Source organism: Streptomyces sp. NPDC093094 (genome assembly GCF_044754345.1).
GTDB lineage: Bacteria > Actinomycetota > Actinomycetes > Streptomycetales > Streptomycetaceae > Streptomyces.
Genome location: NZ_JBIVOX010000021.1, coordinates 19,124 through 44,423, shown reverse-complemented (window position 1 = coordinate 44,423; position 25,300 = coordinate 19,124). Strand labels below are relative to the sequence as shown.

The 25,300-nt window shown below is 74.7% G+C and carries 11 protein-coding genes; 8 read left to right on the top strand and 3 right to left on the bottom strand.

Annotated features, from left to right (window positions below; genetic code table 11):
- Positions 1-69: 69 nt before the first annotated feature.
- Positions 70-14,478: an amino acid adenylation domain-containing protein gene (locus ACIQGV_RS32905; protein ID WP_402501195.1), complete on the top strand. Its 14,409-nt coding sequence runs from the start codon at positions 70-72 to the stop codon at positions 14,476-14,478.
- On the top strand, positions 14,475-14,684 hold the full coding sequence (locus tag ACIQGV_RS32900; RefSeq protein WP_402501192.1) for an MbtH family protein: 210 nt from the start codon (positions 14,475-14,477) through the stop codon (positions 14,682-14,684). Before ACIQGV_RS32905 ends, ACIQGV_RS32900 begins: the two co-directional genes overlap by 4 nt.
- Before the next feature lie 87 nt (positions 14,685-14,771).
- Here the strand turns inward: ACIQGV_RS32900 and ACIQGV_RS32895 are convergent, their stop codons facing one another.
- Positions 14,772-16,862 (bottom strand): ABC transporter ATP-binding protein, encoded by a 2,091-nt coding sequence (locus ACIQGV_RS32895; protein ID WP_402501189.1) that lies wholly within the window; start codon positions 16,860-16,862, stop codon positions 14,772-14,774.
- The gene (locus ACIQGV_RS32890) at positions 16,859-18,568 is read right to left on the bottom strand and encodes an ABC transporter ATP-binding protein (RefSeq protein ID WP_402501186.1); all 1,710 of its coding nucleotides are present in this window, start codon (positions 18,566-18,568) and stop codon (positions 16,859-16,861) included. The genes ACIQGV_RS32895 and ACIQGV_RS32890 overlap by 4 nt, the downstream gene beginning before the upstream one ends.
- 266 nt (positions 18,569-18,834) lie before the next feature.
- On the opposite strand from ACIQGV_RS32890, the gene ACIQGV_RS32885 reads away from it, so the two are divergent.
- Genes ACIQGV_RS32885 through ACIQGV_RS32860 form a run of 6 tightly spaced genes read left to right on the top strand, consistent with a single transcriptional unit; the run spans position 18,835 to position 24,485 of the window.
- Positions 18,835-19,878, top strand: coding sequence for a FecCD family ABC transporter permease (locus ACIQGV_RS32885; protein WP_402501183.1), 1,044 nt, complete (start codon positions 18,835-18,837; stop codon positions 19,876-19,878).
- Complete coding sequence (locus ACIQGV_RS32880) at positions 19,875-21,077, top strand: FecCD family ABC transporter permease (protein ID WP_402501180.1); 1,203 nt, start codon at positions 19,875-19,877, stop codon at positions 21,075-21,077. Before ACIQGV_RS32885 ends, ACIQGV_RS32880 begins: the two co-directional genes overlap by 4 nt.
- The gene (locus tag ACIQGV_RS32875; protein WP_402501177.1) at positions 21,074-21,946 is read left to right on the top strand and encodes an ABC transporter ATP-binding protein; all 873 of its coding nucleotides are present in this window, start codon (positions 21,074-21,076) and stop codon (positions 21,944-21,946) included. Before ACIQGV_RS32880 ends, ACIQGV_RS32875 begins: the two co-directional genes overlap by 4 nt.
- A gap of 15 nt (positions 21,947-21,961) precedes the next feature.
- Positions 21,962-23,542, top strand: a complete 1,581-nt coding sequence (locus ACIQGV_RS32870; protein WP_402501379.1) for an amidohydrolase — start codon at positions 21,962-21,964, stop codon at positions 23,540-23,542.
- Positions 23,530-23,766, top strand: coding sequence for a hypothetical protein (locus ACIQGV_RS32865; protein ID WP_402501174.1), 237 nt, complete (start codon positions 23,530-23,532; stop codon positions 23,764-23,766). The genes ACIQGV_RS32870 and ACIQGV_RS32865 overlap by 13 nt, the downstream gene beginning before the upstream one ends.
- Positions 23,763-24,485, top strand: a complete 723-nt coding sequence (locus ACIQGV_RS32860) for a 4'-phosphopantetheinyl transferase family protein (protein WP_402501171.1) — start codon at positions 23,763-23,765, stop codon at positions 24,483-24,485. Before ACIQGV_RS32865 ends, ACIQGV_RS32860 begins: the two co-directional genes overlap by 4 nt.
- 85 nt (positions 24,486-24,570) lie before the next feature.
- Here the strand turns inward: ACIQGV_RS32860 and ACIQGV_RS32855 are convergent, their stop codons facing one another.
- The gene (locus ACIQGV_RS32855) at positions 24,571-25,290 is read right to left on the bottom strand and encodes a siderophore-interacting protein (RefSeq protein WP_402501168.1); all 720 of its coding nucleotides are present in this window, start codon (positions 25,288-25,290) and stop codon (positions 24,571-24,573) included.
- Positions 25,291-25,300 lie beyond the last annotated feature (10 nt).

Genomic DNA, 25,300 nt, shown 5'->3' with positions numbered 1-25,300 from the left:
GAGCCTCCCCCGCGCCCGGTCGTCCGTCACCCCCACCGCCGTACCTCCAGGGAAAGGCCATCGCGCACGATGTTTGACGTCGAGTCGGAACGGACATCCGCACCCGGAATTCCCTTGACCGGTGGGCAATCCGGAATCTGGCTGGCCCAGCAGATCGAGCCGGACAGCTCCGCCTACAACATCGTCTTCGCCCTCGACCTGCGCGGTGACATCGACCTCGACCGCCTCGGCGCCGCGGTACGGCAGACCGTCACAGAGGCCGAGTGCCTCCATGTGCGGGTGACGCAGGGGGAGCACGGCCCCCGCCAGACACCCGTCGCCGCCGTCGTCGACGTGCCGGTCGTCGACCTGCGCGGGTCGGCCGACGCGGAGGAGGCCGCCGGCGGCTGGATCGCCGCCGAGCGGGACCGTCCGGCCGACCCGGCCCGCGGACCGCTGTTCGCCCAGGCCCTGCTCCGGCTCGCCGACGACCGGGTCTGGTGGTACCAGCGGTACCACCACCTCGCCGTCGACGGCACGGGCGTGGCGCTGATCACCCGCCGGGCCGGCGACCTCTACACCCTGGGGGAGCAGGCTCCCGCGCGCCCCGGCTGGTCCCTGTCACGGCTGGTGGACGCCGACCTCGGCCACCGGGCCTCCCCGCGGTACGCGCAGGACCGCGCCTGGTGGCAGGAGCGCATGGCGGACCGCTCCGAGCCCGTACGCCTGGCCGGACGCGCGCCCTCGCTCACGGCCCGGCGCCTGAGGCGGTCCGTGGAACTCTCCGCCGACGTGACACGCCGGCTGCACACGGCCGCCGGCCGCGCGGGCACCCGGTCCTCCCGGGTGCTGCTCGCCGCCGTCGCCGCGTATCTGCACCGCGTCACCGGCGAGCAGGACCTGGTCCTCGGCCTGCCCGTCGCGGCCCGCCGGGACGCCGTGTCGGCCGTCGTGCCCGGCATGGTCTCCAACGTCGTCCCGCTGCGGCTGACCGTCCGTCCCGCCACCCTCGTGTCCGACCTGGTGACGCAGGTCCGCGACGCCGTCGCCGAGGCGGTCGAGCACAGCCGCCACCGCGCCGAGGACCTGGCGAAGGACCTCGGACTCGTCGGCGGTGTCGCGGAACTCGTCGGCCCCACCGTCAACATCCTGCCCCGCTCCGACGGCCTGCGCTTCACCGGCTGCACGGCCGAACTCCGCCCGGAATGGCTCGGCCCCGTCAGCGACCTCGCCTTCACGTTCGCCGGGACGGCGGACACGGGCGGCCTGCGCCTGCACCTCGACGCCGACGCGGCCGTCTGCGACGAGGCGACCCTGCGCGACCACGAGCGGCGCTTCCTCGCCCTCCTCCACGCCCTCACCACGGAGCCGGACCGCCCGATCGGCCGGCTCGGCCTTGTCACCGACGCCGAACGCGCCCTGCTGCTCGACGCGTTCGGCACCTCGCCGCGCGAGGTGACCGACCTGTCCTGGCCCGCCGCCTTCGAGGCACAGGTGCGCCGCTCGCCGGACGCCGTCGCGCTCGTGTGCGAGGAGCGCGAGCTGACGTACACGGAGCTGAACGCCGCCGCGAACCGGCTCGCCCGTCTCCTCGTCTCCCGCGGGACCCGCGCCGAGGACATCGTCGCCGTCGCCCTGCCGCGTTCCCCGGAACTCGTCGTGGCCCTGCTCGCCGTGATGAAGGCCGGAGCCGCCTACCTGCCCCTGGACGCCGACCACCCCCGGGACCGGCTCGCCCACATGCTGTCCGACGCCGGGGCCCGGACCGTGATCACCGTCCGGGAACTCGCGGGCACACTGCCCCCGGCACCGGGCCTCACCCCTCTCGTGCTCGACGATCCGGCCACCGCGGACGCCTCCGCCGCGTTCGACGGCACCGACCTCGGCGTGCCCGTCGCCCTGCACCAGGCGGCGTACGTCATCTACACCTCCGGCTCGACGGGCCGCCCCAAGGGCGTCGTCGTCCCGCACGACGGCGTCGGCAGCCTGATCGCCACCGCGACCGACCGCATCGGCGTCACCGCCGGCAGCCGTGTCGTCCAGTTCGCCTCCGTGGGCTTCGACGTGACCGTGTGGGACCTGATCATGTCGCTGTGCGTCGGCGGCCGGATCGTCGTCGTCCCCGCAGAACGGCGCGTCGCCGGACCGGCCCTGACCGAATACATCGCACGGCACCGGGCCACCCATATGATCCTGCCGCCGTCGCTGGTCTCGGCACTGCCGCAGGAGTGCGAACTGCCCGACGGCGCCGTCCTGGTCGTCGGCACCGAGGCGGTGCCCGGAGAACTCGTCGCCCGCTGGGCGGGACGGGTCCGGGTCGTCGTCGCCTACGGGCTCACCGAGGCCAGCGTCAACTCCACGCTGTGGCACGCCGACCCCGGGCGCCCGGGCCCGGCACCGATCGGCCGGCCCGACCCCAACACCCGTGCCTACGTCCTCGACGCCGCCCTGTGCCCCGTACCCGCCGGGGCCGAGGGCGAGCTGTACATCGCCGGACGCGGCCTCGCCCGGGGCTACCACGGCCGGGCGGCCCTGACGGCAGAACGGTTCGTCGCCGACCCGTACGGCGAGCCGGGCAGCCGCATGTACCGCACCGGGGACCGGGTCCGCTGGGGAGCCGACGGCAACCTGGAGTTCCTCGGCCGCGCCGACGGCCAGATCAAGATCCGCGGTCACCGGATCGAGCCCGGGGAGATCGAGAGCGCCTTCATGGCCTGCCCGGGCATCGCCCAGACCGCCGTCCTCGCCCGGGAGGACCACCGGGGCGTCAAGCGCCTCGTCGCCTACCTCGTCCCCGGGACAGGCACGGACGGGGACACCGCGGACCCCGGCGCCGCCGTCTCCGCCGCCCGCGCCCGTGCGGCGGACACCCTGCCGGACCACATGGTGCCGTCCGCCGTCGTCGTCCTCGACCGGCCGCTGCCGCTGACCCCCAACGGCAAGCTCGACAGCCGCGCCCTGCCCGAGCCCCGCTGGACCGCCATGAGCGGCGCCGACCTGCCCGCGACGCCGGCCGAGACCACGCTCGCCGGGCTGTTCGCGGACGTCCTCGGCCTGCCCTCGGTCGGCGTCCACGACAGTTTCTTCGAGCTGGGCGGAGACAGCATCGTCGCCGTCCAGCTGGTGAACCGCGCCCGTGAGGCCGGGCTGGCCGTCAGCCCGCGCGAGGTGTTCCGGCTCCGCACCGTGGCCGCGCTCGCCCGCGCCGCCGCCGAGACCCGTGACGTTCCCGCGCGGGAGCCCGCCGGGTTCGACGAGGACGCCGCTCCGGTCTCCCCGCTCCAGGAGGGCTTCTTCTTCCACGCCGCGTTCGACGCGCAGGCACCCGACCTGTACGTCGTCCAGGAACTGCTCACCCTCGACGGCGACATCGACCCCGGCCGGCTGCGCGGCGCCCTCCAGCTCCTGCTGGACCGGCACCCTCTGCTGCGGGCCTCCTTCCGCCAGCTGCCCGGCGGCGAGGTCGTCCAGCGGCTGGAGGGCCACGCCACGCTTCCCTGGCGGCAGGCCGACACCTCCGTCACCGGGCTCGACGAACTGCTCGCCGCCGACCGCGCCGAGGGCTTCGACCTGGCGCGGCCCCCGCTGCTGCGGGCCACCCTCGTCCGGGACGGCCGCCGTCACCGGCTCCTGCTCACCCTGCACCACATCGTCGCCGACGGCTGGTCCGTCGCCGTCCTGCTGCGCGAACTGACCGCCGCCTGCCGGGGCGACGCCCTGCCCGAACCGGCCGACCCCCGCCCGTATCTGTCGTGGCTGGCCGGACGGGACCAGGACGCCGCCCGCGAGGCGTGGCGCGAGGCCCTGGCGGGCCTGGAGGAGCCGACCCGGCTGGCCGCGCTCTTCCCGGCCGGGGACGGCGAGCGGGGCCCGGCCCGTCCGGAGCACGTCGACACCCGGCTGCCCGAGGACTTCACCGCCGGACTGACCGCCTTCGCACGGGCGCACGGCCTGACCCTCGGCACCGTCGTCCACGGTGCCTGGGCCCTGCTCCTCGGCGCGCTCACCGGAAGCCGGGACGTCGTGTTCGGCACCACCGTGTCCGGGCGGACGACCGAGGTCGCCGGACTGGACTCCGCCGTCGGCCTGTTCATCAACACCGTCCCCACACGGGTCACCCTGCGCCCCGACGAGCCGCTCGGCGACCTGCTGCGCCGCGTCCAGGACGAGCACGCGGCGCTCCTGGACCACCAGCACCTCGGCCTCGCCGACATCCAGCGGATCGCGGGCGGCGGCGAACTCTTCGACACACTCGTGGTGTTCGAGAACCACCCGGCGGCCGACGCCCCCGCGGCCGACGCCCGGACCGCCGCCGGGCAGGAAGCACTGCGCGTCACGGACACCGAGGTGCTCGACGCCGTGCACTACCCGCTCGCGCTGATCGTCGAACCCGGCGACCCCGGCGGACCGTACGGTGCGGGCCTGCGGCTGCGGTTCAAGCACGACGCGGCCCGCCTCGACCGGCTGACGGTGGCGGTCCTCGCCCACCGGTTCACCGGCCTGCTGCGCACCCTGGCCGCCGAGCCCGGACGCACGGTGGCCCGTACCGGGCTGCTCACCGACCGGGAGCACGGGCACCTGGCCGGACTGAACGCCACCGCGCACGACGTGCCCGAGGCCACGCTCGCCTCGCTGCTCGCCGCGCAGACGGCCCGGACCCCGGACGCCACCGCCGTCGTCTTCGAGGACACGACCCTCACCTACGCCGAACTGGACCGGCGTGCCGAGGCCCTGGCCGGGCGGCTGCGGGCGCGCGGGGCCGGACCCGAGCAGTACGTCGCCGTCGCGGTGCCCCGCTCGGCCGAGCTGATGGTCGCGCTCCTCGCGGTCCTCAAGTCGGGTGCCGCCTACCTGCCCGTCGACCTGGACTACCCGGCCGAGCGCGTGGCGTTCATGCTCGCGGACTCGGGCGCCCGCACCGTCGTGACGACGCAGGACGCGGCCGGCCGGCTGCCCGGGGCGGAGGACCTGGACCTGCTCGTGCTCGGCCGGCAGGACCAGGAGGCTCAGGAGGACCGGCAGGACCGGCAGGACCGGCAGGACCGGGAGGACCGGGAGGACCGGCAGGGCCGGCAGGGCCGGGAGGACCGGGAGGACCGGCAGGGCCGGGAGGCCGAGGTGGCCGAGGCGGCCGCCCCCGGCCGTTCCGCCGGTCCCGACCACCCGGCGTACCTGATCTACACCTCCGGCTCCACCGGCCGCCCCAAGGGCGTCGCTGTCACCCACCGGGCCGTCGTCAACCGGCTCGCCTGGATGCAGGGCGAGTACGGGCTCACCGCCGACGACCGCGTGCTCCAGAAGACACCCTCCAGCTTCGACGTGTCCGTGTGGGAGTTCTTCTGGGCGCTGGCCGAAGGCGCGACCGTGGTCCTCGCCCGCCCCGACGGCCACCGCGACCCGGCCTATCTGGCCGGTCTGATCCGCTCGCGGCGGATCACGACGCTGCACTTCGTCCCGTCGATGCTGGCCGCGTTCACCCAGGCCCTGGAGAGCCTCGGCGGCCCTCCCGGCTGGGCGGCGAGCCTGCGGCGCGTGTTCTGCAGCGGCGAGGCGCTGACCGGCGCACAGGCCCGGCGCTGGGAGGACCTGGCCTCCGGCTCCGTGCCGCTGCACAACCTCTACGGCCCCACCGAGGCGGCCGTCGACGTCACGTACTTCCCCTACGACGGGGGCACCGAGCTCGCCGTGCCCATCGGACGGCCCGTCTGGAACACCCGGCTGCACGTCCTCGACCCCTTCCTGCGCCAGGTGCCGGACGGCGTTCCCGGCGAGCTGTATCTCGCCGGGGTCCAGCTGGCCCGCGGCTACCACGGCCGGCCCGGTCTGACCGCCGAACGGTTCGTCGCCGACCCGTTCGGCGGGCCCGGCGAGCGGATGTACCGCACCGGTGACCTGGTGCGCCGCCGCCCCGACGGCACCGTCGAGTACCTGGGCCGCACCGACCGCCAGGTCAAGATCCGCGGCAACCGCGTCGAACTCGGCGAGATCGAGGCCGCGTCGGCCGCGCTGCCGGGCGTCGCCCGTGCGGCCGTGACCGTCCGCGACGGCGCCCTCGTCGCCTACGTCGTCCCGGCCGTCGGCACCCTGGACACCGGCGCCCTGCTCGCCGCGCTGGCGCGGGCGCTGCCCGCGGCCATGGTCCCCGGCGCCGTGGTGGCGCTGGAGGAACTGCCGCTGACCCCCAGCGGCAAGCTCGACCAGCGCGCCCTTCCGGCGCCCGGGACCGTCACCGGGTCCGGCGGACGCGCGCCCGCCGACGAGCGCGAGAGCGCCCTGTGCCGCATCTTCGCCGAGGTGCTCGGTGCCGAAGGGGTCGGCGTCGACGACGACTTCTTCATGCTCGGCGGCGACAGCCTGACCTCCATCGCCGTCGTCACCCGGGCCCGGGAGCGGGGGATGACCGTCAGCCCGCGTGACGTGTTCGCACACCGGACCCCCGCCGCACTCGCACGCAGCGCACTCGCACAGAGCGCGGCCGCACAGGACGCGGCCGCGAAGAACACGGCACCGGAGCCCGGGCCTTCCGCGCCCGCGGACGCCGTGACGGTCTCCGCGGCGGACGCCGGACCGGCGGCGGCCGCCCTCCAGGAGATGCTCGACCGGCAGGCGAGCTCCGGCACGGCCGTCGACCCCGCCCTGCGCGCCCTCCTGGACCGGTTGACCGCCGCGGCGGCCCCCCGGGAGGAGCCCGAGGCACCCCGCCCGCTGGGCGGCCTCGTGCTCACCCCGCAGGAGACCGCCCGCGTCGAGGCCGCCGCCGGACTCCCGGTCGCGGACGTCTGGCCGCTCTCCCCGCTCCAGGAGGGCATGTACTTCCACGCCACCTACGACGCGGGCGACGCCCTCGACGTCTATCTCTCCCAGGAGACGCTCGACCTCGACCACCGGGTCGACACCGGCCGGCTGCGCGCCGCCTGCCGCACCCTGCTGGAGCGCAACACCAGCCTGCGCGCGGGATTCCTCAGCGACGGACTGCCCGGCCCGGTGCAGTTCGTCGTGGACGGCGCCGAGATCCCGCTCGTCGAGGCGGACCTGTCCGGCCTGCCCGCCGACGAGCAGCGCGCGCGGACCGAGGAGCTGCTCGCGGCGGACCGGCGCCGCCGCTTCGACCTGTCCTCGGCCCCGCTGTGCCGGCTGCTGCTGATCCGCCTCGGCGACGGCCGGGACCGGCTCGTGGTCACCCACCACCTCATCGTCTGGGACGGCTGGTCCGCGTGGCTGTTCCTGGAGGAGCTGTTCACCCTGTACGACAGGTCCGGCGACGCCGGCGGACTGCCCGCCCCCGGCTCGTACCGCGACTATCTGGCCTGGCTGGACGAGCAGGACGGCGAGGCCGCCCTCGGCGCCTGGCGGCGGGCGCTGTCCGGCTTCGACGAGCCGACCCTCGTCGCCCCGTCCGGCCGGGACGGCGGCCCGGTGATCCCGGCCGACTTCGACGCCGTGCTCACCCGGGAGAGCAGCGACCGCCTGCGCGCCCTCGCGCGCCGCCACGGCCTCACCCTGAACACGGTGCTGAACGCGGCCTGGGGCCTGGTCCTCTCGGCGACGACGGGCCGCGCCGACGTGGCCTTCGGCACGGCCGTCGCCGGACGGCCCGCCGACGTGCCCGGGGTGTCCGCCATCATCGGCATGTTCCTCAACACCGTCCCCGCCCGGATCGCGTTCGCCCCGGACGAGCCCCTGCTCGACCTGCTGAGGCGCATCCAGGCCGAGCGCGCCGCCGTCATGCCGTACGAGCACGTCGGCCTCGGCACCCTCCAGCAGGAGACCGGACACCGCAGGCTGTTCGACACCCTTTTCGTGCTCCGCTCCGCCGACGGCGAGGACCGCGCCGCCGAGCTGCGGCGACGGCACGGCATCACCGGCATGTCCAACGTGGACGGCACGCACTTCCCGCTCACGCTGATCGTCACCCCGGGCACCCGGCTGCGCGTCACGCTCGCCGCCAGGCCGGACCTGTTCGACGCCGAGGAGGCGACCAGGGTCCTCGCCCGGTTCACGGCCGTCCTCGACCGCTTCGGCGAAGCCCTCACCGGCGCCGTCGGCCCGGCCCGGACCGCCGACGTCGACCTGCTGCTGCCGGGCGAGCGGATCGCGCTGCACACCGCGTGGACGGCCGGCCGTGAACCGGTGCCCGACGAGACCGTCGCCGACATGCTCGCCGCCCAGGTCGCCCGCACTCCTCACGCCGTGGCCCTGGTCTTCGGCGAACGCGCCCTCACCTACGCCGAACTCGACGCGCACATCAACCGGATCGCCCGGCTGCTGCTCGCCCGGGGCGCCGGGCCCGAGAAGGTCGTCGCGCTCGCGCTGCCCCGCTCCATCGACATGGTCGCCGCGCTGTTCGCGGTCCTGCGCACCGGCGCCGCCTATCTGCCGCTGGATCTCGACCACCCCGCCGACCGGCTGCGGCTGATGGTGGAGGACACCGGCCCCCTGTGCCTGGTGTCCACCGCCGCGGTCGCCCCTGCCCTGCGCGGCGGGAGGGGACCCGCGGCGCCCGAACTCCTCCTGGACGAACCGGCCGTCGCCGCCGCACTCGCCGGGCTGCCGGGCGGGGAGATCACCGACGCCGAGCGGCCCGCCTTCGCCCACGGCGTGCCCGGCCGCCTGGAGCACCCTGCGTACGTCATCTACACCTCCGGCTCCACCGGCCGGCCCAAGGGCGTCGTCACCCCCTACCGGGGCCTGACGAACATGCAGCTCAACCATCAGAAGGAGATCTTCGACCCGGCCATCGCCTCCGTGGGCGGACGGCGGCTGCGCATCGCGCACACCGTCTCCTTCGCGTTCGACATGTCCTGGGAGGAGCTGCTCTGGCTGGTCGAGGGCCACGAGGTCCACGTCTGCGACGAGGAACTGCGGCGCGACGCGGAGGCGCTGGTCGCCTACTGCGACACCCACCGTGTCGACGTCGTCAACGTGACACCCACCTACGCCCAGCTCCTCATCGAGCAGGGCCTGCTCGACCAGGACGACGCCACGGGCAGGCACCGGCCCGCGCTGGTCCTGCTGGGCGGCGAGGCCGTCCCCGACAGCGTGTGGGCGCGGCTGCGCCGCACCGAGGGCACCTACGGCTACAACCTGTACGGGCCGACCGAGTACACGATCAACACACTCGGCGGCTCCACCACCGACAGCGCCACCTCCACCGTGGGCGTGCCGATCCGCAACACCCGCGCCCACGTCCTGGACACCATGCTCCGGCCGGTCCCTCCGGGCTGCCCCGGCGAGCTGTACATCGCCGGCACCGGCCTGGCCCGCGGCTACCACGCCCGGCCCGGCCTGACCGCCGAACGTTTCGTCGCCGACCCGTTCGGTGAACCCGGCGAGCGGATGTACCGCACCGGCGACCTCGTGCGGCAGCGCCCCGACGGGCTGCTCGACTTCCTGGGCCGCACCGACGACCAGGTCAAGGTCCGCGGTTACCGCATCGAGCTGGGCGAGATCGCGGGCGTGCTGTCCGCGCACCCGGCGGTCGCGCACGCCGCCGTCGTCGTCGACGAGACCACCGGCACCAAGCGTCTCGCCGGCTACGTCGTCCCCGAGGACGGCGCCGCGCGCGGCGAGGAACTGACCCGGGAACTGCGCGACCACCTGAGGACCGGACTGCCCGACTACATGGTCCCGTCCGCGCTCGTCACCGTCGCCACTCTGCCCCTGACGGTCAACGGCAAGCTCGACGTCAAGGCGCTGCCCGCCCCCGACTTCACGGGCACGGGCATCAGCCGCGCGCCCCGCACCCCGCGCGAGGAGACCCTGTGCGCCCTGTTCGCCGAGGTGCTGGGTCTGCCCGAGGGCGGCGTCGGCATCGACGGCGACTTCTTCGAACTGGGCGGGCACTCCCTGCTCGCCACCCGGCTGATCAGCCGGGCCCGTACCGCGCTCGGCGCGGAGCTGGCGATCCGTGATCTGTTCGAGGCGCCCACCGTCGCCGAGCTGGTGGAGCGCGCCGACCGCGGCGGCGCCGCCGCCCGCCCCGCGCTGACCGCCGGCGAGCGCCCCGGCGAACTGCCGCTGTCCCACGCCCAGCAGCGGCTGTGGGTGATCCAGCAGATCGAGTGCACCTCGGCCGCGTACAACTTCCCGCTCGTCATGCGGATGCGCGGCACGCTCGACACCGAGGCGTGGAGCGCCGCCCTCATCGATGTGACGCACCGTCATGAAGCCCTGCGGACCGTCTTCCTCACGGAGCCCGACGGCCGGACGTTCCAGCGTGTCCTGCCCGCCGGGCAGGCGCGGCCCGTCGTGGAGCGGATCCGCGCCACGGAGGACGAACTGCCCGGCATCGTCGACGCGGCCGTCGGCCGGCCGTTCGACCTCGCCGCCGAACTCCCGCTGCGGGCCACGATCGTGGAGCTCGCCCCGGACGACCACGCGCTCGTGCTGCTGCTGCACCACATCACCACCGACGAGTGGTCGGACCGGCCCTTCCTGCGGGACCTCGCCACCGCCTACGAGGCCCGCCGCGGCGGCACCGCACCCGACTGGACCCCGCTGCCCGTGCAGTACGCCGACTACGCGCTCTGGCAGCGGCGTCTGCTCGGCGACCCCGCGGACCCGGACAGCCTCGCCGCACGCCAGCTGGACCACTGGCGCTCGGCGCTGGCCGGCGCTCCCGAGGAGCTCGAACTGCCCGCCGACCGGCCCCGGCCCGCCCGTCCGGCGTTCACCGGAGCCGAGCTGCACCTCCCCTTCGACACCGCGACGCACGAGGGCCTGAGGCGGCTCGCCCGGGAGACGGGCGCCAGCATGTTCATGGTGGTCCACGCCGCCGTCGCCGCCCTGCTGCACCGCATGGGCGCGGGCGACGACATCCCCCTCGGCTCGCCCATCGCCGGACGCGGCGACGAGGCCCTGGACGACCTGGTCGGCTTCTTCGTCAACACTCTGGTCCTGCGCACCGACGTCAGCGGCGACCCCGGCTTCACCGAGCTGCTCGCCCGGGTCCGCGAGACCGACCTGGCCGCCTTCTCCCACGCGGACGTGCCGTTCGAGTCGGTCGTCGAGACGCTCAACCCGACCCGTTCCCTCTCCCGCAACCCGCTCTTCCAGGTGATGGTCGGCTACCACGCCCGCACCACCGACGACCTGCGACTGCCGGGCCTCACCGCCGAGTACGTGCCGTTCCGGATCAGCTCGGCCAAGTTCGACCTCGTGTTCAGCTTCACCGAGCACACCCCGGCCGACGGCGGCACCGGCTCGCTGGACTGCCGCCTCGAATACGCCACCGAGCTGTTCGACCCGCAGACCGCCCAGGAACTCGGCGACCGTCTCCGCCGGCTCGTCGCGGCGCTCGTCGCGGCTCCCGGGCAGCCCCTGTCCCGCGCGCAGATCCTCACCGACGACGAACGGCGGCTCGTCCTGGAGGACTTCAACGGTCCGCCGCGCACCGTCGACGAGGAGTCCTTCCCGGACCTGTTCGCCCGCCGTCTCGCCGAGCGGCCCGACGCCGTCGCCGTCGTCGACCGGGCCCTCTCGGTCACCTACGCGCAGCTCGACGCCCGCGCCAACCGGGTGGCACGGCTGCTCGCCGCCCACGGCGTCGGCACCGAGAGCGTCGTCGGCGTGGCCGTGCCCCGCTCGGTGGACCTGATCGCCACGGTGCTCGCGGCGCTGAAGCTGGGCGCCGCCTTCCTGCCGCTCGACCTGGTCCACCCGGCCGACCGCCTCGCCTACATGATCGAGGACTCGGGGGCCGCCCTGGTGGTGGGCACCGAACCCGTCGCCGGGAAGGTCCCCGGGGTGCCCGGCGTGCCGGTGGTGCTGCTCGACGCCCCCGGCACGGCGAGCGAGCTGGACGCGCTGTCCGACGCCGCCGTGGAGAGCGGCCCGATCGCCCTGGACCGGGCCGCGTACGTGATCTACACCTCCGGCTCCACCGGCCGTCCCAAGGGCGTCGTCGTCCCGCACGAGGGCATCTCCAGCCTGGTCGCCACCGCCGTCGACCGGATGGGGCTGCTCCCCGGCAGCCGTGTGCTCCAGTTCGCCTCGATCGGCTTCGACGTCTTCGCGTTCGAACTGGCGATGGCGCTGTGCCACGGCGGAAGCCTCGTCCTGATCACCGACGAGGCGCGGGTCGCCGGCCCGGCGCTCACCGACTTCCTCGCGGACCGGCGGATCACGCACATGATCCTGCCGCCGTCCCTGATGTCGGCGCTGCCGCCCGGCTGCACCCTGCCCGAGGGGTCGACCGTGCTGGTCGGCACCGAGACCGTGCCGCCGGACCTCTTCGAACGGTTCGGCGCCGCCGCCCACCTGATCTGTGCCTACGGACTCACCGAGGCGACGGTCAACTCCACGCTGTGGCCCGCCCGCGAGCACGGCACCGCTCCGGCCGGCCGGGTCCCGATCGGCCGCCCCGACCCCAACACGCGCGCCTACGTCCTCGACGAGCATCTGCGGCCGGTGCCGCCCGGCGTGACCGGCGAGCTGTACATCGCGGGGCGCGGTCTGGCCCGCGGCTACCTGGGCCGGCCGGGGCTGACCTCCGAGCGGTTCGTCGCCGACCCCTACGGGGCGCCCGGCAGCCGCATGTACCGCACCGGCGACCGGGCCCGGTGGCGCCGTGACGGCAACCTCGACTTCCTCGGCCGGGTCGACACCCAGGTCAAGGTGCGGGGCTTCCGCATCGAACTGGGCGAGATCGAGGCGGCCCTCGCCGGGCACCCCTCGGTCGCCCAGGCCGCCGTCGTGCCCGACCGGGACGGCGACATCGTCCGTCTGATCGGCTACGCGGTGCCGGAGGCGGGGGAGCCGGACCCGCAGGAGCTGCGCGCCCATGTCGCCGCGCTGCTGCCCGAGTACATGGTCCCCGCGCTCGTGGTGCCCCTGGACGGCCCGCTCCCGCTGACCCCCAACGGAAAGCTGGACCGCAAGGCGCTGCCCGCGCCCGACTGGTCGGCGATGACCGGCGACGCCCGGCCCGCCACCGGGACGCAGGCCCGTCTCGCCGCGCTGTTCTGCGAGATCCTCAAGCTGGACAGTGTCGGTGTGCACGACAACTTCTTCGCGCTCGGCGGCCACTCGATGGCGTCGATGCGGCTGCTCGGCCGGATCCGCACGGAGTTCGGGGTCGACCTCGGCATCAGGGACGTCTTCGACGCGCTGACCGTCGCCGGCATCGCGGGCAAGCTCGACGGGGCCGCGGCCGCCCGGCCGGCGCTGCGGGCCGCCGGCCGGCACGAGGGGGCGCTGCCGCTCGCACCGGGCCAGCGCGCCCAGTGGGAGGCGTACCGGCGCGGTCCCGGCTTCGACCACGCGCTGGCCCTGCGCGCCGCCGACGGCTTCGACACGGAGGCGCTCGCCGCCGCGCTGGCCGACGTGGTGAGCCGTCACGAGCCGCTGCGCACCGCGTTCACCGACCGTGCGGGCACCGTGCACCAGCGGCCCGCCGACGCCCCGGTCCTCGTCGAGGAGCGCTGCGCCGGCCTGGACGCCCGCCTGCGCGAACTCGCCGCCCGGGCTCCCGACCCGGAGCGGGAGGCGCCGCTGCGGGCCCATCTGCTCACCGGCCCGGACGGCGGCCAGGCCCTGCTGCTCGCCCTGCACTATCTCGTGGTGGACGAGTGGTCGGTCGTCCCGCTGTTCCGCGACCTCACCACCGCCTACGCGGCACGCCGCGCGGGCCGGGCGCCCGGCTGGGAGCCGCTGCCGGTGACGTACACCGACTACACCCTCTGGGCCCACGAGGTCCTGGGCGACCTCGGCGACCCCGACAGCCGCGGCGGGCGGCAGCTCGCCCAGTGGCGCCGGATCCTCGGTGACGCGCCGGCCCGGCTGGCGCTGCCGGCCGAGGGGCCCCGCCCCGCCGTCGCGGACGCCTCCCGGCGGCCCGCGGACCATGTCGGATTCCTGCTGGACGAGGAGCTGCACGCGGCCGTCGACCGGCTCGCCCGCGCCACCGGCACCAGCATGTTCATGGTGCTGCACTCCGCGCTCGCGGCTCTGCTCACCGCCCACGGCGCGGGCACCGACCTGCCCATCGGCACGATGGTCGCCGGCCGCACCGACGACCGGCTCGCCGACCTCGTCGGCAGCTTCCTCAACACGGTCGTGCTGCGCACCGACACCGGGGGAGACCCGACGTTCGAGGAGCTGCTGGCCCGGGTGCGGGAGACCACGCTCGGCGCCCTGGACCGGCAGGAGGTCCCCTACCACGAGGTCGCCCGGGCCACGGGTCTGCCGGTCGAGGGGCCGCAGGTCATGGTGGTCCACCACGAACAGGCCGACCTGGCACGGCTGGAGGGCGGCGCGGGCTCGCTGGAGGCCGTGCCGACCGGCTCGTCCCGGGCGGAGCTGACCCTGAGCTTCCACGAGCCGCGCGGCGACGGCCCCGTGCACTGCGCGCTGATCCACGCCACCGACCTGCTCGGTCCCGCCAAGGCGCGACGGCTCGCCGACGAACTCCAGGAGCTGCTGCGCACCGTGGCGGCCCGTCCGCAGGCACCGCTGTCCGAGCTGTTCACCGTACCGTCCCCGAGGAGTGACACCGTATGAGCACCAACCCGTTCGAGGACCCGCAGGGCACGTTCCTGGTCCTGGTCAACGACGAGAACCAGCACTCGCTGTGGCCGTCCTTCGCCGAGGTGCCGGCCGGGTGGCGGACCGTCGTCGGCCCGGACACCCGTGAGGCGTGCCTCGGCCATGTCGAGGAGCACTGGAGCGATCTGCGTCCCGCGAGCCTCGTCGCCCGCCAGGGCTGACCGCGCCGTCACGGCTGCACGGCAGACGCCGCCGCCCGCGGAGGAGCTTCCTCCGCGGGCGGCGGCGTCACTGCGGGGCGACGGTCCTCACCCCAGGGCGGGACCGGGGGCCGAGGCGAGGCCGGGGTCCGGACCGGAGGCCGGGCCGGGGCCCGGACCGAGGTCCGACTCCGACTCCGACTCCGACTCCGACTCTGACTCCGAGTCCGAGTCCGAGTCCGAGTCCGAGGCCGACTCCGAGTCCGAGTCCGAGTCCGAGGCCGACTCCGAGGCCGACTCCGACTCCGAGGCCGACTCCGAGTCCGAGTCCGACGGCTTCCCCGCTGCCGCGGTCTCCCTCCGGCTGTCCGACCACGCCGCCCACAGCGCCGCGTACCGTCCGCCGGCCGCGACGAGTTCGGCGTGCGTGCCCGTCTCGACGACCCGGCCCTCGTCGAGGACGACGACCCGGTCCGCGGCCGCGGCCTGCGGCAGCCGGTGCGCGACCAGCAGACCCGTACGGCCCTCCAGCGCCCGCAGCGCGGCCTCCTCCAGCACCCGCGCACCGGCGCTGCCCGCGTCGGCGGTCGCCTCGTCCAGGACGGCGACGGGCGGATCGGCGAGGACCAGCCGGGCCAGGGCGAGATGCTGGGCCTGGGCGACCGTCAGCCGGTGCCCGCCCTCGCCGACCACGGTGGCCAGGCCCTCCGGCAGCGCCTGCGCCCACTCCAGGGCCCCCACCTTCGCCAGCGCGTCGCGCAGCTCGTCGTCCGTGGCGCCCGGCCGTGCCAGACGAAGGTCCTCGGCCAGCGGCCCGGCGAACACGTGCACCTCCTGGCTGATCAGTGTGACGGTGCGCCGGACGCCCGCCGCACCCAGTTCACGGATGTCGACGCCGCCGAGGGAGACCGACCCGCTGCCCGGCGTGTGGACGCCGGCGACGACCTTGGCCAGGGTGGTCTTGCCGGCACCGCTCGCGCCCACCAGCGCCACCCGCTCCCCGCTGCGCACCTCCAGGTCCACGTCGGACAGCACGGGACGGCCGTCGCCGTACGCGTGGCACAGGCCCGTCACCTTCACCGCGCCGTCGACCGGCACGCCCCCGCCCTCGGCGGCACGCTCGGCGGGCAGGTTCGCGACCCCGACCAGGCGGGCGAAGCCGGCGCCCGCCGACTGGGCGTCGTCGATGAGGAAGAGCGCGGCGTTGACGGGGTTGAAGAGGCTGTGGAAGTACAGCGCGGCGGCGGTGGCCGTGCCGATGCTCACGGAGCCCGCGTCGACCAGCACGAATCCGGTGCCGAGCACGGCGGCCAGACCGATGAACTCGGCGAGGTTCAGCCGCGAGAAGAACCCGGTCACGATGTGGAGTCCGCGGACCGCCAGATCGCGTGCGGCGCCCGACCGGTCCTCCAGCAGCGCGGTGTGCGCGCCGTTCAGCCGGAAGGCGCGCACGGTGCGCACCCCGCCGATGCTGTCGAGCAGCTGGTGCTGGAGCGCGCCGGTGGCCACGCGGTGGCCGGCGTAGACGGGCGCGGCCCGGCGCAGGTACCAGCGCACGGACAGCACCTGCACGGGCACGGCGAACAGCGCCGCCAGGCCGAACCGCCAGTCCAGGACGGCGAGTCCCACCGTGGTCAGCACGATCGTGAGGGCGGAACGGCTGAACTCCGGCAGCGCCTGGCGCACCGATCTGGCGACCACGGACACGTCGCTGGTGACCCGGGAGACGAGGTCGCCCGACCCCGCCGCCTCGACGCGTTCGAGGGGCAGCGAGAGCGCCCGCTCGACGAACCGCTCGCGCACCCCGGCGAGCACGGTCTCGCCCAGCCGCGCCACCAGGGCGCCGCCGGCCGCGGCGGCGGCTCCACGGGTCAGCGCCACCACGACGAGCAGGACCAGCGGCAGGGTCAGGGCCCGGGTGCCCCGCCGGTCCACCACCAGGTCGACGATGTGCCCCAGCAGGGGTGCGGTCAGCAGCCCGACGCCCGTCCCGACGACCAGGACGAGCACGGACGCCAGCGCCAGGGCCCGGTGGCCGCGCAGCATCTCCCGGAGCGCCGCGAGGCTCTCCCCGCCGCTCGCGGTGGGCAGGAGCGTGCGCTGCGCGTGCCCGGTGCCGGTTGTGCTCATGGCCTCTTCCGTCCCTTCGGTCGTGCGGGCGCCGGCCGTCGTCGTGCGGTGGTCCTGCGCGGCGGTCATGCCAGCACCGCCGCGCGGTACGTCTCGTGGGCGGCGACGAGTTCGGTGTGCGGGCCCTCGGCGGTCACGGTGCCGCCGTCGAGGACCACCACCCGGTCCGTCACCGCGAGCAGGGCCGGGCTGGTCGTGATCAGGACGGTCGTACGTCCCGCGCGCGCCTCGCGCAGACGGGCGGCGATCCGGGACTCGGTGACCGTGTCCACGGCGGTCGTCGGATCGTGCAGGACGAGCACCGCACGGTCCGCGGCGAGCGCCCGGGCGAGGGCGACCCGCTGGCGCTGACCGCCCGACAGGGACCGGCCGCGTTCGGCGAGCACCGTGCCGGATCCGTCGGGCAGGAGCCGGGCCACCTCGTCGGCGGCGGAGGCGGACAGGGCCTCGTCGACCGCCGCCGGGCCGGTGTCCCCGGCGCCCGCGCGTACGTTGTCCAGCAGGCTGCTCTCGAACAGGTCGGCGTCGTGGTGGGCGACGAGGACCGTACGGCGCAGTCCGTCCGGGTCGAGGTCGGTGAGCGGGACGCCGTCGAGTTCGACCCGGCCCTCGGACGGGTCGGCCTCCCGGGCGAGGCAGCGCAGCAGATCGTCGGCGACGGCCGGATCGCGGGCGACGACGCCGGTGAGACTGCCGGCGGGGAGGTCGAGGTCCACCCCGCGCAGGGCGCCCAGCCGCACCCCGTGCAGCCGGATGTGCCCGTTCCCCGTACCGGACGGCGTCCGCCGCCCGCCCTCCACCGCGCCGGGGGAGGCCAGCACCTCGGCGATCCGCCGCGCGGAGGCCCGCCCCTGGGCGAACTCGGCGTTGACGTAGGCGAGCAGCTGGAACGGGCCGAGGAGGAACTGCGCGAGGCCCACCGCCGCGACCAGGTCTCCGACGCTGATGCGCCCGTCCATGGCGAGACAGGCACCGGCGATGCCGATGGCCGCGATGAAGACACCGGTCAGGGCGAGCAGCGCGCCCTCGTGCCCGGCGCGGCTGCGGGCCGCCCGCAGTGCCGCGGCGAGGGAGTCCTGGCTGGTGGTGCGGTAGCGGGCCACGGCCGCCGGCTCGGCGCCCATGCCCTTGAGGACCCGCAGGCCCGAGACCAGGTCGGCCGCGACGCCGGAGGCGTGCGCGGCGGTCTCCTGCTCGGTCTCGCTGCGCCGCTCCAGCGGCCCGCTGATGCGATGCCCGAGCCACAGCAGCGGCGGGATGCCGAGCAGGACGAGCAGTCCGAGCGGCACCGAGATCCTCAGCAGCGCCACCGCGCTGACGGCCAGCGCGGCGACGGCCGCGCAGCCGTACGCCAGCATGGTGACGACCGATCCCACACGGCGGGCGTCGTCGGTGGCGATGCTGGTCAGCGCGCCGGGCAGCCGGTTCACGTCGGCTCCGCCGCGCGGGTCGAGCACCCGGGTGCCCAGTTCGATCCGGAGCCGGTGTGCGGCGTGCTCGCCCGCGCCCTCGCCGATCCTGGCGCCGATCCGGTAGCAGGTGGACAGGACGAGGAAGAGGACGCCGAGCACGAGCAGCCATCGCAGCAGCGACCCCGAGGAGCCGGTGGCGACCGCGCCGTCGATGGCCGCGCCGATGACCACGGGCACCAGTGCCTCGCACGCCTGATGGGTCATGCCGAGCAGGGAAGCGGTGACCAGCCGTCCGCGTTGTGCCCTGATCGCACCCCGCAGGACCTGGCCTCCGGTCGGTCCGGTCGGTGCTCCGACTGGCATGTGGCCCTCCGTCCGAAGATCCGGAAAAGTTAGGTAAGGCTACTCTAAGTAAATGGCAGATTCGTGCGGGGGTCGAACATGCTCTCGCATGGGCCCGTGCGCCCCATCTCGCCCTGCGTACAGGCGCGTTGACCCACTGTCTCACGTTCGGTTAGCCTCGCCTAAGTTGCAAGCCTCGTTCGTCGAGTCGCTCAGCCCGCACAGCGTTCGCGGTACACCTGAACCACCGTCAGGGGGAACTGTCTTTGCCGGTCGAAACCCGGACGGTGTCCGAGAAGGGGACCGCGGCCTCCGCCCCCGGGACGGGCGGCGCCGTCACGGCCCTGCGCGGCGCGGGTCTGCTCGCCGTGCTCGCCGCCCTCGTCCTGGTGGGTCTGCTCAGCGTCTGGGTGGGCACCCGGGGGATCCCGTTCACCGCCACCTGGCACGTGCTGTGGAATCCCGACGGCTCCGAGACGTCGGTCATCATCCATGACTACCGCATCCCGAGAACCCTCCTCGGACTGCTCGTCGGCGCGGCCCTCGGCCTGTCCGGCGCGCTCATGCAGGCACTGACCCGCAACCCGCTCGCCGAGCCGGGACTGCTCGGCATCAGCCTCGGCTCCTCCGCCGGGGTCGTCGTGGCCATCGCCTTCCTGGGCGTGGGATCCGTCCTCGGCTACCTGTGGTTCGCCTTCGCCGGAGCGGCCGTGGCCTCGGCCGCCGTCTATCTGCTGGGCTCCTCGGGACGCAAACTGGCCACGCCCGACCGCCTCGTCGTCGCCGGTGCCGCCGTCACAGCCGTCCTGTACGCCTTCAACTCGGCCGTCCTGCTGCTCAACCCGCGGGCCTTCGACCAGTTCCGCTTCTGGACCGTCGGCTCGCTCTCGGGCCGCTACCTCGACGTCCTGTACGTCGTCCTGCCGTTCATCGCCGTCGGTCTGCTGATCGCCCTGGGGCTGGGCCCCTCGCTCAACGCCCTCGCGCTCGGCGACCAGACCGGCCGGGCGCTCGGTGTGAACGTCACCCGGACCCGGCTGCTCGGGGCCGTCGGCGTCATGCTGCTGTGCGGCGCCGCGACCGCCGCCGCCGGACCGATCGCCTTCGTCGGCCTCGTGGTCCCGCACATCGCCCGGTTCGCCGCCGGACCCGACCAGCGCTGGGTCATGGCGTACTCGATGCTGCTCGCGCCCGTCCTGCTCCTCGGCGCCGACGTCCTCGGCCGTGTGATCGGAGCGCCGGGCGAGGTCCAGGTGGGCATCGTCACCGCGTTCATCGGCGCGCCGGTGTTCATCGCCCTGTGCCGACGCCGAAAGCTGGTCATGCTGTGAGCGACGTACGAGCGACGGGACCAGCCGCAGGCGAGGACGCGGCGCAGCCGGCCACGGCCGGGGACACCGCGGCCCCCGTACCCGGGCAGGACGCGGGGGAGTCCGCCGCCGTCACGAACTCCCGGCGTACTGCCCGCGGGTTCGCCCACCGGTCCCGCGTCGTGACCGGCACCGTGCTCCGCTCCGGGGCCGGGGGACTGTCCGTGAGGGTCCGGGGCCGGGCCCTGGCGGTGACGGCCGCGATCGCCGTCGCCCTCGTCGCCGTCATGCTCGTCTCGCTCACCACCGGCGACTACCCGCTGAGCGTCGGCGAGGTCCTGCGGGCGCTCGCCGGCAAGGACTCCGGCGGCGCCGACTTCATCGTCAACACCCTGCGCATGCCCCGTCTGCTGACCGCGATCGCCGTGGGCGCCGCACTCGCCGTCAGCGGTGCCGTACTGACGAGCCTGACCGGCAACGCCCTCGGCAGCCCGGACGTCATCGGGTTCACCAACGGCTCGGCGGTCGGGGCGCTCACCGTCATCATCGTCCTGCACGGCAGCATGACCCAGATCGCGCTCGGCGCGCTGGCCGGCGGTCTGGCCACCGCGGCCGCCGTGTACCTCCTCCTGCTCGGCCGCGGCCTCCAGGGGTTCCGGCTGGTGGTCATCGGCATCGGCGTCAGCTCCTTGCTTCTCGCCGTCAACTCGTACCTGATCACCCGCGCGACCTGGCAGGAGGCGCTGGAGGCGCAGGCATGGCTGATCGGAAGCCTGAGCAACCGGGGCTGGACGCACGCGAACGCCATCCTCGTCGCGGTCGCCGTCCTCCTGCCCCCCGCCCTCTTCCTCTCCCGCCGTCTCTCCATGGTGGAGATGGGCGACATCACCGCCATGGCCCTCGGCGTGAACGTGGCCCGCACCCGCGCGCTGCTGCTCCTGATCAGCGTCGCCCTGGCGGCCTTCGCCACCGCCGTGACCGGCCCCATCTGGTTCGTCGCGCTGGCCGCGCCGCAGCTGGCCCGGCGGCTCACCCGCACCGCCGGACCCGCGCTGCTGCCCGCCGCCCTCATGGGCGCCCTGCTGCTGACCGTCAGCGACCTCGCGGCCCAGCGCCTGTTCGCCCCCTCGCTCCTCCCGGTGGGCACCGCGACCGGCACCATCGGCGGGTTCTACCTCATCTGGCTGCTGATCACCGAGTCGCGAAAGAGCCGCGCATGACTGCAACGAACGCACCGGCACCCCGTCTGCGGGCCGAGGACCTCACGCTCTCCTACGACCGGCGGACGGTGGCCACCCACCTCGGCGTCGACATCCCCGACCGCTCCTTCACCGTGATCATCGGGCCGAACGCCTGCGGCAAGTCCACCCTCCTCAAGGCCCTCGCCCGGATGCTCAAGCCCCGTCACGGACAGGTCTACCTCGACGGCGCGGCCATCGCCTCCTACCGCTCCCGCGAAGTGGCCCGCAGACTGGGACTGCTGCCGCAGTCCTCCACGGCGCCCGGCGGCATCACCGTCGGCGACCTCGTGGCCCGCGGCCGCTACCCCCACCAGGGGATACTGAAGCAGTGGTCCGCCGAGGACGAGACCGCCGTCGTCGAGGCGATGCGCCAGACCGGCGTCCTGGACCTCGCCGACCGGCCCGTCGACGACCTCTCTGGCGGCCAGCGCCAGCGCGTCTGGCTCTCCATGGTGCTCGCCCAGCAGACCTCCCTGCTGCTCCTGGACGAGCCCACCACCTTCCTCGACATCGCCCACCAGGTCGAAGTGCTCGACCTGTGCGCCGAGTTGCACGCCCGCAGGGGACACACGGTCGTGGCGGTCCTGCACGACCTCAACCAGGCGTGCCGCTACGCCACCCACCTCGTCGTGATGCGCCCCGGCGGCACCGTCGCGGCCGAGGGCGACCCCGCCGCCGTCATGACCGCCGAACTGGTCGAGGACGTGTTCGGGCTGCCCTGCCGCATCATCGACGACCCCGAGACCGGCACACCCCTGATGGTGCCCGCCGCGCCCCGGCGGTTCGAACCGCAGGACACCGAGGGCGGCACCCGGACCGCCGGCACCGTGATGGCCGAACCCCGTTAGGACGGACCGCCCATGATGCTCTGTACGCGGCTGACGAACGCGAACATCCTCACCATGGACCCGGATCACCCGGTCGCCCACGACCTCGGCATCTGGCACGGGCGTGTCGCCGGACTGGACGAGGCCGTCACCTCGCTGCCCGCCCGCGAGGTCGTCGACCTCCAGGGGGCCACCGTGCTGCCCGGGTTCATCGACAGCCATGTCCATCTGGCGTGGGCGGGGCTGAAGGCGCGCACTCCCGCCATCACCGGACTCACCCGGATCGAGGACGTCCTCGCCGTCGTGGAGGAGGCCGTCTCCCGCGCCTCCTCCCACGACGCCTGGGTGAGCATCGGCGGCTACGACCAGCGGGCCCTCGGCCGGCATCTCACCGCCACGGACCTCGACCGCGTCGGCCACGGCCGCAAGGTGTTCCTGATGCACGACTCCGGCCACGCCTGCGTGGTCAGCAGCGCCGTGCTCGACCTGCTCCCGGCCCATGTGCCGCACGAGGACGGCCTCCTGGTGGAGAGCGCCATGGGCGCCGTACGGCGTCTGCGGCTGCCCTACGCACAGGACGAACTCGCCGACGCCGTCGAGCACGCGGGCCGCGCCTGCCTCGCGGAGGGCATCACGGCGTGCGCCGAGGCCGGTATCGGCGGCGGTCTGCTCGGCCACAGCCCCGTGGAGCTCGGCGTCTACCAACTCCTGCGCGACGAGGGCAGACTGCCGCTGCGGGTCCAGCTCATGCCCGGCGCCGACACCCTCGGCCCCGTCCATGCCCATGAGCGCGACGGCATCCCGCGCGCGCTCGACCTCGGACTGCGCACGGGTTTCGGTGACGACTGGCTCTCCGTGGGCGCCCTGAAGATCTACACCGACGGCGGCATGATGGCGCGGACGGCCGCCCTCACGGAGCCCTACGAGGGGACGGACCGCACCGGTCAGCTCCAGGACGACCCCGAGCGCCTGACCGCCCTCATCGTGGACGGGCACCTCGGCGGCTGGCAGCTCGCCGTGCACGCCATCGGCGACCGCGCCGCCGACCTCGCGCTCGACGGGCTGGAGCGCGCGCAGCGGCTGCGGCCCCGCCCCCGTGCCCGCCACCGCATCGAGCACGCCGGACTGATCCGTCCGGACCAGCTCCCGCGCTTCGCGCGGCTCGGGGTCAGCGCGGTGGTCCAGCCCAACTTCCTGCGCTGCTTCGGCGACGACTACGCCACCGTCATGGGGGAGCGCCGAGCCCCCTGGATGTACCGGGGCCGGGCCTTCCTCGACCACGGCGTGACGCTCGTCGGCAGCTCCGACCGGCCCGTCACCGACGGCTCCCCGCTGCGCGCGATCCAGTTCATGGTCGAACGCGCCTCCACGTCGGGCCGGCTGATCGGCCCCGGCGAGGCCGTCACCGTCGACGAGGCCCTGCACGCCTACACCGTCGCCGGCGCCCACGCCTGCCGGTGGGAGGACAGCGCCGGCAGCCTCACCCCGGGCAAGCGGGCCGACCTGGTGGTCCTCGGCGACGACCCGCACGCGGTCGCACCCTCCCGGATCGGCGGCATCGAGGTCGTCACCACACTGGTGGACGGCCGCGACACGAAGGAGCTGTGGACGAAGTGACCGAGCGCCAGGACAGTCTGGAACCGTGGGCGCACCTGTGGCAGCCGCCCGGCCTCCCGCCGCGCTGGGTCCTGTGGAACGCGCAGCCGGACACCATGGTGTTCGACATGGAACTCAACATCCCTGCCTGCGTGGACGACACGCTGCGGCCCGAGGTGCTGCGCAGGATGCGCGCGGCCGGTGTGCCCGAGACCGACGACTATCCGGGCCGCCGGTGCTCGTGACGGCACACCCGGCGGTCGTCGGTGTCGACCCCCTGCCGGAGCCCTGGGTGCCGGGCTCCGGCCCGAAGCTGTGGATCGCGGGTGTGGAGGCGTACGCGCCGCGCGCCGCCGCTCTGCGTGAACTGCTGGACGACGACGAGTTGAAGCGCTACCGGACCTTCCGCACCGAGGCCGCCCGGGTCCGTCATCTGGTCGCGCACGTGGCGCTCCGCCGGCTCCTGGGCGCCTACCTGGACCGCGACCCCGCGGCCGTGTCCTTCCTCCGGGAACCGTGCCCCGGCTGCGCGGCGCCGCACGGCCGTCCGGCGCTGCGGGGGCAGGGGCCGCACTTCTCCCTCTCCCACGCGGGGGACCTCGTCCTCCTCGGCTTCGCGGACACCCCTGTCGGCGTGGACGTCGAGGCCCTCCTCGAACCGGGGCTGGAGTCCGATCTGAGGAGGGCGCTCCACCCGGCGGAGAGCGACGAGCTGTCACGGCTGCCCCTGCGGGCCCGCCCCGCCGCCCTGGGCCGTTGCTGGGTGCGCAAGGAGGCATACCTCAAGGGCATCGGCATCGGTCTCGGCGGCAACCCCGCCGCCTGCTACGTCGGGACCGGAGAGGCACCGGCCGATCTGCCCGGCTGGCGGCTCGCCGACATCCCGGTGAGGCAGGGCTACACGGCGGCCTGCGCCGTCCGGACCGCCGACCCGCGCGGGCACGCCGCATCGGCCTCCGCCTGACGGCGGAGAGCTCCGCCGCCCCGGCCGCCGGACACCCCCTGCGCCCGGGGGAAGGGGCGGCCCCCTGCCGGCCGGCCCGGTCCGGTCAGGCCGCGCGCCAGTAGCCGAGGGCGTTCAACCGCTCCTTGGGCAGGGAGAGCTGCCTGCGGGCGAAGCCGGCCAGGGCGCGGGTGGTCGCGGTGTCGCAGGCGATCCAGAGGTAGGTGTCCTCGTCCACGAGGTCCGGCAGCGCCTGCCGTACGGTCTCCACCAGACGGGCCCCGTCGTCCTGCCGCGGCACCCGGATGACGTCGTGGTGCGCGGCGCCGTGCCCGGGCAGATGATCGCCGTCGAGGGGGTGCGACGTCTCGAACCACACGGTCGCGGGGATCGACGGCATCGACTCCAGCAGCGAGTCGATGGCGGGCCGGGAAGCAGGGTCGCCCACGACGAGAAGGCGCGACGGCGGCGGAGCGGGCACGGTGAACTCCGAGCCCTGGACGGTGGCTTCGACGGTGTCGCCGGGCTCGGCGGCCCGGGCCCAGTCGCTGGCGCGGCCCGGGTGCAGAGCGAAGTCGATGTCGAACGTGCCGGCGGCCGGGTCCGGGTTCAGCAGGGTGTACCCGCGCTGATGAGGCCGTCCGTCGTTGTCGAACCAGAGCCGCACCCACATGGTGGGATGGGTTCCGGTGGCCTCCAGCATGCCGCCGTCCGTGAAGGACAGGCGGTGCAGCCGGTCGGAGATGCGCTCGTTGTGCCGGACGGTGAACGTGAAGTCCTTGCCGCGCATGAGCTTGAGAACGGCACCCTGCCAGCCGTGTCCCATGTGATTGCTC